The following is a 13,526-nucleotide window of genomic DNA, read 5'->3' on the forward strand; positions in this document are numbered from 1 at the left end:
CCCACCCTCATTTTTAACCCCTGATGACCCGGCGGGCGGCGGCCCTCGCTGCAGTTGCGGCATTTGCGGTTCTGCTCTCGGGCTGCACCGGCCCAAGCCTCAACCACCCTCCTGTCGTCGAGAGCTTCGAGCCCTCCGGGAGCCCCGCACTGCCCGAGGGGGGCTGTGTCACATTCCGGGTCGTCGCCAAGGACCCCGACGGCGGCCGACTGAGGTGCAGCTGGTACATCGACGGTGTTCTGAACTGTACCTCGGCCCCGCCCTTCGTCTTCGTCTACCATCCCGGCAGGGCCGTCGGCGAGCACACGGTCACCGCCGTTATCTCTGACGGTTACCTGACCGCGCGGCACGAGTGGAATGTCACAGTAATGAGGGTGAACCACCCCCCGACCTTCATTCGGACCGACCCCCCCGCCGGCAGCCTCACCGTGAGCGAGGGCTACGCCCTCGAGCTCGCGGTCGAGGTCGCCGACGCCGACGGAGACCCGGTCGTGCTCAGCTGGTTCGCCGATGAAGTTCACATCGGCCAGGGCCGCTCATCGTTCAGGTTCGAGACCGACTACACCATGGCCGGGGAGCACCGGGTCAGGGTCGTCGCCTCGGACGGGAGCGCCCTCTGCGAGGCCGTCTGGAGCATCACGGTGCTGGATGTGAACAGGGCCCCGAGGGTGGTGTGGAGGTCGCCGGAGGGGGGGGTCAAAATCAGGGAGCTGGAGAGCGTCGAGTTCTCGCTGGAGGCCGTGGACGACGACGGAGACCCGGTGAGCGTGGTCTGGTACCTTGACGGAGCGGTGGCTGGGACCGGTGAGAGGTGGCTGTATACAACCGACTACTACTCCCACGGGGGCCACACCGTCCGCGCCAGCGCCTCCGATGGCCTCCTTGAGACCGGCGTCGAGTGGAGGGTCACTGTTGACAACCTGAACCGCCCCCCAGTGATTTCACAGGTGAAGCCTGAGGTGGAGGAGGTCGCCACGGGGGAGTACGAGCCCCTCCGGCTGTCGGTGTGGGGGTGGGACGAGGACGGCGACCCCCTGAGCGTCAGGTGGTTCGTGGACAACGCGAGCGACCCAACGGCCTACGGCTGGAGCTTCGACTATGTGCCTGGATACAACGCTCTGGGAAACCACACCGTCCGCGCCGAGCTCTCCGACGGCGCCGACACCGCGTCGCGCAGCTGGACCGTGAGGGCGCTGAGGAGGACGGCGCTCTGGACGGTCCTCGTCTACATGTGTGCAGACAGCGACCTCGAGCCCTACTTGATTGAGGACATAAACGAGATGGAGAGCGTTGGCTCGGACGCGAATATCAGCGTCGTCGCACAGCTAGACCGCCACCCCAACTACGACGCCTCGAGCGGGGACTGGAGCGAGGCGCGCAGGTACCGCATCGAGCGGGACGGCGAGATGGGGTCCATCGGCTCGAGGCTCCTTCAGAGCCTGGGCGAGGTCAACACGGGGTCGGAGCAGACCCTCCAGGACTTCCTCCTCTGGGGCCTCGAGCACTTCCCCGCCAAAAACTATATGCTGGTAATCGGGGGGCACGGCGATGGGTGGCCGGGCATCCTGCAGGACTTCTCCGACGGCAACTCAAGAATTTCTACAGAGGGCGTCGCCTCCGCGGTGCGCGCCTTCGCCGAGGTGAGGGGAGCCCCTCTGGATGTCCTCCACCTCGACGTCTGCTACTGGGCGATGCTCGAGACCGGGTGGCCCCTGAGGGGCAGTGTACAGTACATCGTGGGCTCGGAGGACATCGACCCCAGCACTGGCCAGAGCTACGACGAGCTACTTAAGAAGCTGGGAGCCCGCCCCTCCATGGATGCCGGGGAGCTCGCGGTCGAGGCCGTCAGGACCTTCGCTGAAGCCTACACCGACGGAAAGCCCTGGCCCGAGGACAACGAGACCTTCACGATTTCAGCGGTCGGGGCGGACGCGCTGGAGGAGGTGGCTCTCAGGCTGGACAACCTCTCGCGAGTGCTCATGGGCAGTCTGAGCCCCCTGAGCCCGGCCATCGCAGAGGCCAGGATGAGGGTGGAGCCCTATGGAAAGCCGGACTACATGGACCTCCACCACTTCGTCAGGGAGCTGCGCTCAAGAAGCTCGAGCGACTCGTTGAACGCGAGCGCTGATGCCCTCATTTCAGCCATTGACTCGGCGGTGGCGCTCAGCATTTCGGGGGCGCAGAGGCCGAACTCGCGCGGCATCTCGATTTTCTTCCCAAGAAACCCGTCCGGCTACAAATCCTCGTACACCTCCCTGGCACTCAGCGCCTCCCACCTCTGGGACGACTTCCTGAGGGCTTACCATGGCGTCGGCGGCAGGGGCGGCGGGCCCCGGGGAGGGGACGGAGGAGGGTGCTCGCTCCCGGCCCGGGGGGGGGGGGGGCGGGAGGCTGACGGGAAGCAACACTGGACAATGGACAATCTGGGAGGGAGATGCTGCGGCGCGGCGGAATCGGCGGTGTCGAAAGGGGGCTTGGGCCTTCAGGTCGTGGGGGGACCTAGCGGGAGGCCTAGCGAATTCCAATTCTCCTCAGAACATCGTCAACCGTCTCGGCCTCGTGTCTGCGCTGTATCTCCTCCCACCGCCTCTTCCTCTCCTCCCTCCGCCTCTCCTCCTCCCGGCGGCGCCTCTCCTCCTCGCTGGGGACCGCCTCCTGGGCGCGCGAGACTGGGAGCTCCCCCTCCGTGACCTGCGACCTCGCTCCCGCGGCACCTGCGGCCTCCGCCGCCTCCCTCTTCCTCGCCTCCTCCTCCCTGCGCCGCCTCTCTTCTTCCCTTCTCCTCTCCTCCTCCTTTCTCCTCTCCTCCGCCTTCCGCCTCTCCTCCTCCGCCCTCCTCAACTCCTCCCTCTTCTTCTCCTGGAGGGCTTTGAGCTGGGAGGTCAGGGCGTCCATGTCCACGCCCCGGGCTTTCGGGGGCTCGGGCGGTGGTGGCCTGACCTCTGGCTTCCCCTGCCTCGGCGTCGGGGGAATCGATGGCTGCGGAGCCTTTTTGGAAATGGTTCGCTCGATGTCCTTCTGCAGGAGAACGAGGGCCAGAGGACCCTGGACGAAGTCCTTCTCAGGCGCGGGCTCCTCGGGCGGCGGGACCGCCGGTGGCGCCACGTCCGGCTGCTGGAGGGGTGTGCCGAAGGCTGGCCTTCCCTCCCTCCACGCGGGCCCGCGGGGCGCGGGCGGCGCGGCCGCTCCACTCACGGCGGCCCCTCCAGCACCTCTACTGGTCCCGATCACCTCAGCCAGCGGGCCCTCCTCGTAGACGGCCCGGGGCGGGGGCTCCATCTCGAGAACCTCAGGCTCGTCCTCGACAAAGAGGACCTCCTCCCCAGTCGGCCCGGTTTCTGGCTCAAGGGCCTCCTCGCGCAGGAGCTTGCGGTCCTCCTCGTGGAGAATTCGGTCGATCATCCCGAGCTCCCTGTCGTAGGACGCCGCCGGCGCCCCGGAGGGCTCGGAGACGACTTCAACGGAGGGCTCGCGGTAGGCCGGTGGGTAGGAGGGGGTGCGGTAGGACTGGTAGGGCTGGTAGGAGTCGTAGGCCGGGGGCACCGGGGGCACGCGGGCCCTCTGGGCCGCCCTTCTCCGGGCCTCAATCACCGCCCTCGCCGCCCGCCGGTCCATCTCGGAGGTGTAGCGGATGTAGAAGAAGTAGATCACCAGCCCCGCCCCGAGTATTATCGCCATTATGACCAGCATCCAGAAAAGGACGCTCTCCACCCCGCTGGTCTGGTAGACGGGGCAGTGGATGGCCCGGATGTTTGAGGGGGCTGGATGCGGGGGGAGCGAGAAGGGCGTCATCGGCGCTTTTCCCTATGTTTTATCGAATATAAATATTCTGCATCCTGGGCTCCCGGGGCGCGCCCGCGCGAGGCGCTGGCTGGGCGCCCGCGGGACGCACGGGGATTTGGCTCGCTTCCCGCGAGAACCCGCGCACGGGCGCTGCGCGCCGTGCAAACGGGAACCCGGCGGAATTCCCACGCGGCCGGAAGAGTAATAATCCCGAGGGTCGATTTCCCTCCCGGTGACCGGATGCCGGAGAAGAGCAAGGCCACGAGCGCTTGTATCATGAGGTGGCGGCACTACCTGCTCGCCACGAGAAGGAACCTCCAGGACTTCCCCGACCTGAAGGACGAGCTCGATGTTTTCGAGAGGGACATCGCGGCCTTCGAGAGGGAGAACCAGGAGCAGGAGAAATTGAAGGCGGAGCTCAAGGCCGCGACCCAGAGGGTCAACGCCGCCATGCGCGAGCTCCGGAGGAAGGAGGCGGCGCTGAAGAGGCGCTGGGAGGCGAAGTACGGCCCACGCTCGCCGAAGATGATGGAGCTGGAGCCCGCCACCGAGGGAAAGTTGCGGAAGGCGCCCGCGGTCCCCTGAGCGCCAGACCCGCGCGCTCGCTTCCATGAGCCGCCGCCGGGACACCCCGCAGGCCCGCCCCCGGAATTCGGAGGGGACCGGGCCGGCGCCGACGTGAGGTTCATCGGCCCCGACCGGCGGCCCGCCGACCCCGACCAGAGGACCATCGACCCCGCTCTGGCGCCCGTCGGGTTCGATTGAAGCCCCATCGACCTCGACGGGAAGCCTATCCGCCACGATTGAAGCCCCATCGACCTCGACGGGAAGCCTATCCGCCACGATTGAAGCCCCATTGGCCCCTAAGGGAAGCCCCTCCACAATGATTGAGCCCCCATCGACCCCGGCGAGCAGCCCATCCACCACTATTAAAGCACCCTCGGTCCCGCCGGGAAGCTCCTCCGCAACGATCGAGGCACCATTGGCCCCCGCAGAGAGCCCGTGTGCAACGATTGAAGCCCCATTGGCCCCTAAGGGAAGCCCCTCCACAATGATTGAGCCCCCATCGACCCAGGCGGAAAGTCCCTCCGCCACGATTGAGGCACCATTGGCCCCCGCTCTAGGGCCCATCGGATTCGATTGATGCCCCATCGACCCTCTTCTTGTGACCATCGGGCCCGATTGAGGCCCCATCGGCCTCGGCAGAAAGTCCGTCCAGCACGATTGAGACACCATCAGCCTTACTCTGGGGCCCATCGGGCCAGATTGAAGCCCCAGCGAAACGGGCCGGGAGCCGCTTCCACCACGCTCGCGCTGCTCTCTGGAGCGGCGGGGCGCGCGTCCATTCTGGCCGAAAGCGCGCGGCCGCGGCCGCGGCTGCGCCCCCGGAAACCTTTTTAGCCGCCCGGCCCGTTCCCCCCGCCGGTGTTGGCTTGCTCATCAGGAGCCGGGCGCCGCTGAGAATCAGCTTCTGCGGCGGCGGGACCGACGTTCCGCCCTACCCGCAGGAGAGGGGCGGGGTGGTGCTCAGCACGAGCATCAACAAGTACGCCTACGGCACCCTGATTCCCGCAAAGAGGAGGGGCGTCGAGGTCAGGTCGCTGGACTACAACGTCGTGGCGAGCTACGACACGCCCTCCGACCTCATCTACAACGGCGAGCTCGACCTCGTTAAGGCGGCGCTGAGGAAGATGGGCGTGAGCGGAGGCCTCAGGCTATTCCTGCACAGCGACGCCCCGCCGGGCTCCGGCCTCGGCTCCTCCTCGACGATGACGGTTACGCTCGTCGGGCTCCTCAGGCACTACCTGAAGAGGCCGATGACGGACTATGAGATCGCCGAGACGGCCTATGACATCGAGAGGAGGGAGCTCGGAATTCCCGGAGGGATGCAGGACCAGTACGCCGCCGCCTTCGGCGGCTTCAACCTCATCGAATTCAACCCAGACCGCGTCGTTGTCAACCCCCTGAAGGTCCCAGAGAACTATCTGAACGAGCTCGAGTACCACCTCGTCCTCTGCTACACTGGCAGGACTCGCCTATCCGCAAACATCATCAAGGACCAGGTCAGGTCCTACGTGGAGAAGAAAAGAGACGTCATGGAAGCGCTCGACAGGATGAAGGCACTGACCATCGAGATGAAGAACGCGCTCCTGACCGGAAGGCTGGAGGAGTTCGGAGAGCTCATGCACAGAGGGTGGCTGGAGAAGAAGAAGCTCGCGCGGCGCATCACAAACCCAGCGATAGAGAGGATGTACGAGCTCGCCCGGAGAAAGGGCGCGATCGGAGGAAAGATTCTGGGCGCCGGCGGGGGCGGCTACATGCTCCTGTACTGCGACTTCAGGCGGAAGCACCTTGTCACCGAGGCTTTGGAGCGCGCGGGCGGGGAGGTCGTGGAGTTCGGCTTCGAGCCCCACGGGCTCAGGACGTGGGAGGTCAACGAGTCCGGGAGATAGCCGGCGCCCGGTCAGCGCGATGCGGCGCGCGCTGGGGAGAGATGCGGCGGCGCAAGCCGGGGGGCAGGTACGCGGCGCTGGAGCGGGAACTGGTGGAACAAAAGGGGGTGGAGGGGGAAAGAGGAGGCAGGAAAGGTGGAGCGGGAAAGATAGAATGGAAATGGTGGAGGGGGAAAGAGGAAGCGGGAAAGGTGGAGCGGGAAAGATAGAATGGAAATGGTGGAGGGGGAAAGATAGAATGGAAATGGTGGAGGGGGAAAGAGGAAGCGGGAAAGGTGGAGCGGGAAAGATAGAATGGAAATGGTGGAGGGGGAAAGAGGAAGCGGGAAAGGTGGAGCGGGAAAGATAGAATGGAAATGGTGGAGGGGGAAAGAGGAGGCAGGAAAGGTGGAGCGGGAAAGATAGAATGGAAATGGTGGAGCGGGGGCTTTGCGGGACAACGAGGGCGGGGCGAGGAGGAAGGGGGAAGAAACGACGGGGGGCGGGACGCATAGCGGGCCGGAAGGCGGGGTAGAGGAGGGCCCGGGGGTAAGAGAGACGGGTGACGGAGATGGGTGTCGATAGAAAGAAGTGCAAAAACTCGAGGAAGAGGAGGGGTGTGACGCCGCGGGCGAGGAAGGCCGCGCCCCCCGCCGACGCTCTCCAGACGGTCCTGAGGGCTCTGGAGGAGAGCGCAAGGACAAAGATGGAGCTATCGATGGAGGAGGCGGGGAAGCTAGCCCTCGCCGGCGGTATCATCGCTGATGCGCTTAGGGCCGGTAGGAAGGCGGTCTTCTTCGGGAACGGCGGCAGCGCCGCCGACGCCCAGCACTTGGCGGCAGAGCTCGTCGGTAAGTTCCAGCTGGAGAGGCGCGCCCTCCCAGCTCTCGCGCTGAGCGTCAACACCTCCGCTCTGACCGCCATCGCCAATGACTCCGACTACAAGTACGTCTTTTCGCGCCAGATCGAGGCTCTCGTCGGCGAGGGCGACGTTGCAGTGGCGCTGAGCACCAGCGGCCGCTCGCCGAGCGTTCTCGAGGGCATAAGGGCGGCGAGGGAGAGGGGGGCGAGGACCATCGGCCTGACAGGGCTGGCGGGGGAGCCGATGAGGAGGGAGTGCGAGCTCTGCATCACCGTGCCCTCGCTGAAGACGCCCAGAATTCAGGAGGTCCACATCACCCTCGGCCACATCCTCTGCGAGCTCGTCGAGAGGGAGCTCTTCGGCGAGCGCGCCCGAGCCCCTCCCGCTCGAGCTGGAGCGAGGGGGGGCCGCCCCGCGCGGCGCTGAGCCGCTCGGAATTCCGCGGGGAGCGACGGGTTCCGGGACGGCCTCAATCGGCGCGATTGGCTGCGCGCTTCCATTTAGGCACCCTCATTGCCACCCCTCAGCCAGCGCGGCGCGCGCCGGGCTCGGGTCAGGCGGACTGGGGGCCGGGGGCTCGTGATGCGACCCTCCTCCTCCAGAAGTCGAGCGTGTCCTGTAGGGTCTTACGGAGCGGTATCCTGGGTCTCCACCCCGTCGCCCTCCTCACCTTGGAGCTGTCGCCCATTATCACGGGCTCGTCCGTCGGCCTCAGCAGGGCCGGGTCCACACGGTACTCTATCTTCACGGTCGAAAGTGAGATCAGGTGCTCCAGAATATCCCGAATTCGGACGGCGCGACCGGTCGAGAGGTTGTAGGCCTCGCCCGGCTCCCCCCTCTCAATCACCGCCTCCAGACCCCTGACCTGGTCCCTCACATCGGTGATGTCCCGGCGCGCCGACAGGTTCCCCACCCTCATCGGTCCCCTCTGCAGCCCCGCCTCGATTCTCGCGATCTGGGAGGCGAAGTCCGCGCAAACGTCGCTCACCTTGCCCGGGCCCGTCGTGTTGAATATCCTCGCAGTGGCGCTCCAGATGCCGAAGTTCTTGAAGTACTGATAGCCCAGCATCTCCTGCGCCGCCTTGCTCACGCCGTAGGGGTGGAGGGGCCTGAGGGGGTGGTCCTCCCTGACCGGTACCTCGTCCTCATTGACCAGCCCATAGACCGCGCTTGAACCCGCGATCAAAACGCGGGCATTCAGCTCGCGCCCCCCGCGCCCGAGACCCTTGATGGCCTCGAAAAGGTTGATTGTGCCTATAACGTTGGTCGTAATCGTGAGCGCGGGGCGCCTCCACGAGACCGTGGGGAAGCTCTGGGCCGCGAGGTGGTAGACCCTCTCCGGCCTGCACCTTCTCAGAACCCTCTCCACTTCATTTCTTTTCCTGACGTCGCAGCGGACTAGGCGCACCCTCCCCCCCATCCCCTCTAGCGCGGTTCTCTCCCTCTCTGAGAACCAAGTGCCCCATACCTCGTGGCCCCTGGAGATGAGATGAGATGCCAGGTGTGAGCCGATGAAGCCCGAGGCACCCATTATCAGGACCTTCATGGGCTTCGCCAGCCATTCGCGGGCGCCCTACTTACGTCTCTTCCAGAGCCCGAGGAGGAGGGCCGCGGCCGCCAGCAGGGCGGTTCCCTCGAAGCCGGGCGTCGTCACGCTCGCCCTCTCGCGCACCACCACCGATATGGAGTCCGTGGCGGTCAGGTTCCCGTCGCTCACGGTCAGTGTGACCGTGTAGCTCCCGGGCTTGCTCCACCTGTGCTTCACCGTCGCCTCGGTCGAGTTTCTACCGTCGCCGAAGTCCCAGAGCCAGGCAACGATTCCGTCCCCGTCGGGGTCCCAGCACCGCGTTCCATCCAGCGCGAGGCTCTTGCCGGCCTCGCAGCTCAGGTCCGGCCCAAGCACCACAACGGGGGGTGCGTTTATCCGAATTCGATGGTCTCCGACGACGAATGAGCTCCACACCCCATACTCGCTCCGAATTCTATAGCGGAACTCGTATACCATCCCTCTCTCGCCGACATAGACCACGCTGCCCAGGTCCCCCCCGTCCGTCCCGACCTCGCTCCAGCTCCCCCAGCTCCCAAGCTCGCCCCTATAGTACGGAGCGCTCCTGACCTCGAGGTCGCCATCGACAATTCTCGCCCCGCTCGCCTCGCTCCCGCCGAGCTCGACGAGTATCTCGCGAGCGTTCTGCACGCCCTCAGGGTAGCTGAGGCTGGCCGTTATGCCGGCGGCGCTGACTATTATCCCGTCGCTCCAGACCCACGCGCTCCACAGCCCCGCCCCGTTCCTCGCCCTCGCGCCTATGAAGTACATCCCGCCCACGGAGAGATTGAGCCCCGCGATCTCGACCTCGGTCTCGGTCGTGGCGGTCGGGGGAACAATCTCCGGACCATCGACAGAAGTGGAAACCCGGTACTCGTAACGCGAGATTCCACTCTCCGGGTCGGAGAACTTCATTCTTGCCCTCAGGCTCACGGCGCTCGGCGTCTCCGCACCCTCATCCTCCACGCTGCCCATGGGCGGGGTGGTGTCGATCTCCGTCCGTGTATCGCCAGCAGCGTCCGGATAGTCCTCCAAATTGCCGGCCCTGTCGCGCGCCCTGCACCGGAAGTAGTAGACGTGTCCATTAACACCCACGTAGTCCGCGCTCAGGCTCGAGGTCCCGAGCAGCCAATCCATCCATGGGCCGTTCCCGTCCCTCACCTGAACGTCGAAGCTCTCTATACCGCTCCCGCCCGCGCCGTCCGTCCCCGTCCAGCCCACCGTGAAACTCGTGCTTGAGATGTACTCCGGCAGCGGCTCCACCCTCGAGGATGGCGGGTTGGGATCTATCGTGGTGCTCGTGTCCCCGTTCCCACCGCTGTATATCTTCCTGTTCCCCGCCACGTCGATTGCCCTGGCCCTGAAGTAGTAGGTGTGCCCCGGCTCCCCCGTGAATATCGCCGAGGTCTCTGCGGTCCTCACCTTCCAGTCGGTCCACTCCCCGTCGTCGATTCTGTACTGCACATCGAACGGGGCCTCGGCCAGCCCAGAGCCCGGCATCGGGTCGCTGCCCTCCCACCTCACCTCGAATTGATTGTCCTTCGTGTACTGCGGGGAGACCGCCATCGCTAGCGGCGCCTCGCTGTCTATGCTGAAGTTCCCCACCCGGGAGTACTCGGACCAGACCGTCCCGTCGAACACCTTGGCCCTCCAGTAGTAGCTCTTGCCGCTCGGGAACATCATGTGCGGGGGCGTTTCGAACTCCGCCACCTCGCCGGATCTGTAGCTGGCGTTTGTCCACCCAACGGTGCTCGAGGTCATGTCGAGAACCCGCTCCATAGTCGAGAAGTCTCGCTTCTCGGATATCTCAACGCGGTAAAGGAGCATGTCCTCGTCGGGGTCTGTGCACACGAGCCTGAGCACGGGTATGGAGCCGACGTATTGCCCGTCGAGAGGCTCCAGCAGCGTGGGTCTGGAGGAGGGCCTGTTATACCTTATCTGGATGTCGCTGAAGGTCAGCTTGCCCATCCCTCCCCATCTGAAGTAGATCGGAATGGTGATGTACCCATAGCTGTCCTTCAGGTCCTGATTCTCCTGGATGTAACGGTTCAGGGTCGCTGAGAAATCGTTGACCCACTCCGAGCCGTTCAGGAACCCGTTGTGGATGTACTCGTAGTTCTCTTGGTCGTTGCAGATGTCGATCTGGATGTCCTTGGGGTCGGCCCCGTATCTATAGTCTATTGAGATGTCGTGGAATTTTGGGGTTACGTGGCCCCTAGACGAGTTCAGCCATATCCAGTACCTGAGGGCGGAGCCAGTGGTGTTGAATTTAATCCACTGCCCCTTTTTGTTGTTTATATTCTCCCATGTTCGACCGTCGTCGTTGGATATCAGGACTGTGGACTGCTCTCCGTTGTTGGTCACGTTCCAGTAGACCCTCGCGCCAAGGATGACGGCGTAGTCGTTGGGCTTCGGGCCCGTCAGCCTCTTCGACAGGAAGGAGCCGTTGAACCAGGCGGGCTGGTAGTACACTCCGACATTGCCCGCGCTCCTCTCAGCAACGACGACGTCGTTCTTGCCATCGTCGTTGACGTCGCCGATCGCTATTCCGGTCGGCCCCGTTCCTGATGCCTGATAGCTCCTGAGCTGGTTGAGCTTGCCCTGAGCGGTCTGGTTGAAGACGACAAAGTTGTTGCTGTCCACATTGACGAGGAGAAGCTCGTTCTTTCCGTTCCCAGTGATGTCTCCAATCGCGATGTCCCTCGGGGAGGTGACACTAGAGGTGTAGTCAGTGTAGGACGTTAGCTCCCCATTGCTGTCCTGTAAATACACAAACATATGGCAGGAGCCGTAGTAGTCTCCCCAAGTCACAATCACGTCGGACCTCCCGTCTCCGCTCACGTCCCCGATTGCAACCGGGCGCGGCGTCCCCACCTTGCCATAGTAGTAGACCCACGTGCTCATCGTGAAGGTCTTGTAGTTAACAAGTGAGCCGTTGGTCTGTTTGTAGACAGCCAGCGTGGGATTAATATAATAATTGTAGTACTGAAGGGGCTCGTAGTAAACCGCGACCTCGTTCCCACTGCTGCTCATCAACGCGTTTCCAATGGCAATTCCGCTCCCGCCGTTGCTTATTGTGTAGTCCTTCGCGCTGTCCAGAGTCCCCGTGGTCGAATTCTGCAGGAACACCTTCAGGTAGTTGTTGCTCTGGTCCACAGTGACGACGTCGTCGAGGCCGTCGGAGTTGACGTCACCGACGTCTACGAAGTAGACCTTCGAGTTCGAGGTGCTCGCCTGGTACGATGCCTTGGAGCTAAGCGTTCCATCGCTCTTCTGCAGGAACACATCGATGTAGCAGATGGCGTTGTTCCCACAGGATACCACCACGTCCTTCCTGCCGTCGTTGTTCAGGTCGCCTATGGCGACGTCCCAAGGGCCGGAGCTGGTGGAGTATGTGGCCTTATAGGTCAGGCCCTTGGAGCCTGTGTCGTAGACGGTGATGTTGTTGCTGCCCTGGTTGCAGACCACCACCTCGTTCTTGTTGTCCGAGTCGATGTCACCGACCGCGATGCCAGTGGGGTTGCTGCCGGCGCCGAAGGTCACGCGCGGCAAGAGGGGCCCGAGCTGGGATAGGTGCAGGACGAGGTTCTCACCGTTGTCTGCGCTGGTCGTGTTGTTCGCCTCTGGCTGGTTCATTCCCTCCCCGCCCCATCCCTCGGGGGCGTCGTTTGTGTGGTCGACGTGCCGCACCCTCTCGAGGAACTCTCCCGTCACCTTGAAAGTGGCATTCACGACGGTGGCGTTGGCTGGAAGCCTGAATGCAAGGCTCCAGTTCTCGCCGCGCTCCTCCAGAATCATCTCATGGACACTGTTTCCATTGGTGAACGCATTGACCAGCCCCTTCTCAGCCTCCGCCTCGTCCGTGAGGCCGGGAAGGACGCAAAGGAATGTCCCGAGCTGGATCAATGCCAGGAGGGCGGCGCCGAGTGCTCTTCTTGCCATTCATTTCACCCCTACTGGTCGGTATATCTCTACAATGATTTAATTATTTAATAATATTCCACAACCCGTTGGTTTTATTAAGCCGTATTAAGCCGTTTGGAAAGTATTAGGTCGGGAGGGGGAGGCGTTGAGTGGGGGGTTGCGACGGAGGAGGGGGGGCGGGCGGGGGTGGGTGGGGCGGTGAGGGGCGCTGCGGCACAGGGGAACCGCCGCCCACGGGAGGCTATCGGGACCGGCCTCAGCTTCGGCCGGATGGACATGCATGCATAAAAAATATTAACCGTCACTCTTAATTCATCGACCATGCTCCTCAGACAGTTCAAGGAGGGCGTCATGGCCAATTTTACGTATCTCATTGCGGACGAGGACTCGGGCCGGGGGGTCGTGATTGACCCTACTGCCGGGACCCTCTCGAAGGTCATGCGCATGGTCGAAAGCGAGGGGCTTAGAATCGAACTCGTCCTCATCACCCACTCCCACCCCGACCATACCTCAGGACTCAAGCAGCTGCTCGCGGAGACGGGAGCGAGGGTTGGCGCGCACAGGGGCGCTGGTATAAAAAAGGACCTCGCGCTCGATGATGGGAGTGCGCTCGAGGTCGGGGGACTAAGAATCAGGGTCATCCACACCCCCGGCCACTCACGCGACAGCGTCTGTTACCTCATCGACGGAAAGCTTTTCACCGGCGACACGCTGTTCGTCGGCGAGTGCGGAAGGACGGACATCCCCGGGGGTGACTCTGGGGCACTCTACGACAGCCTGTTCGGGAAGCTTCTCAAGCTGCCGGACGAGGTCGAGGTCTACCCGGGCCACGACTACGGCCCGAGGCCAACCTCCTCGCTAGGTCAGGAGCGCAGGACCAATTACGTTCTAGAGCCGAGGTCTAAAGAAGAATTCATTGAGTTCATGGCAGAGGGCTGAGCGGGGCATCAGCCCCATCGCACCCTCGGACTCCTCTCGA

At 63.9% G+C, this 13,526-nt stretch carries 7 protein-coding genes; 5 read left to right on the top strand and 2 right to left on the bottom strand.

Features of this window, described 5'->3' with window-relative positions; genetic code table 11:
• The first annotated feature begins 23 nt into the window (after window positions 1-23).
• The 4 genes from QW379_07965 (at window position 24) to QW379_07980 (ending at window position 7,503) form a co-directional block, all read left to right on the top strand.
• Window positions 24-2,690: a clostripain-related cysteine peptidase gene (locus QW379_07965; GenBank protein MEM2870335.1), complete on the top strand. Its 2,667-nt coding sequence runs from the start codon at window positions 24-26 to the stop codon at window positions 2,688-2,690.
• Between the two features lie 1,333 nt (window positions 2,691-4,023).
• Window positions 4,024-4,368 (top strand): hypothetical protein, encoded by a 345-nt coding sequence (locus QW379_07970; GenBank protein MEM2870336.1) that lies wholly within the window; start codon window positions 4,024-4,026, stop codon window positions 4,366-4,368.
• Window positions 4,369-5,216: 848 nt separating this feature from the next.
• A complete protein-coding gene (locus QW379_07975) occupies window positions 5,217-6,236 on the top strand; it encodes a GHMP kinase (protein MEM2870337.1) in 1,020 nt (339 codons plus the stop codon).
• A 550-nt stretch (window positions 6,237-6,786) separates the two neighbouring features.
• Complete coding sequence (locus tag QW379_07980) at window positions 6,787-7,503, top strand: D-sedoheptulose 7-phosphate isomerase (GenBank protein ID MEM2870338.1); 717 nt, start codon at window positions 6,787-6,789, stop codon at window positions 7,501-7,503.
• A 127-nt stretch (window positions 7,504-7,630) separates the two neighbouring features.
• Here the strand turns inward: QW379_07980 and QW379_07985 are convergent, their stop codons facing one another.
• Both QW379_07985 and QW379_07990 read right to left on the bottom strand, forming a co-directional pair.
• Window positions 7,631-8,623 (bottom strand): GDP-mannose 4,6-dehydratase, encoded by a 993-nt coding sequence (locus QW379_07985; protein ID MEM2870339.1) that lies wholly within the window; start codon window positions 8,621-8,623, stop codon window positions 7,631-7,633.
• Between the two features lie 27 nt (window positions 8,624-8,650).
• Window positions 8,651-12,565 (bottom strand): FG-GAP-like repeat-containing protein, encoded by a 3,915-nt coding sequence (locus tag QW379_07990; protein MEM2870340.1) that lies wholly within the window; start codon window positions 12,563-12,565, stop codon window positions 8,651-8,653.
• A gap of 303 nt (window positions 12,566-12,868) precedes the next feature.
• Between QW379_07990 and QW379_07995 the strand changes: the two genes are divergently transcribed.
• A complete protein-coding gene (locus QW379_07995; GenBank protein MEM2870341.1) occupies window positions 12,869-13,486 on the top strand; it encodes an MBL fold metallo-hydrolase in 618 nt (205 codons plus the stop codon).
• Window positions 13,487-13,526: the final 40 nt, after the last annotated feature.

Source organism: Thermoplasmata archaeon, from assembly GCA_038851035.1.
Lineage (GTDB): Archaea > Thermoplasmatota > DTKX01 > VGTL01 > VGTL01 > JAWCLH01.

Coding starts and splice junctions, on each gene's coding strand:
- QW379_07965 (MEM2870335.1), top strand. CDS start 24: ATGACCCGGCGGGCGGCGGCCCTCGCTGCAGTTGCGGCATTTGCGGTT.
- QW379_07985 (MEM2870339.1), bottom strand. CDS start 8,623: ATGAAGGTCCTGATAATGGGTGCCTCGGGCTTCATCGGCTCACACCTG.
- QW379_07990 (MEM2870340.1), bottom strand. CDS start 12,565: ATGGCAAGAAGAGCACTCGGCGCCGCCCTCCTGGCATTGATCCAGCTC.
- QW379_07970 (MEM2870336.1), top strand. CDS start 4,024: ATGCCGGAGAAGAGCAAGGCCACGAGCGCTTGTATCATGAGGTGGCGG.
- QW379_07995 (MEM2870341.1), top strand. CDS start 12,869: ATGCTCCTCAGACAGTTCAAGGAGGGCGTCATGGCCAATTTTACGTAT.
- QW379_07980 (MEM2870338.1), top strand. CDS start 6,787: ATGGGTGTCGATAGAAAGAAGTGCAAAAACTCGAGGAAGAGGAGGGGT.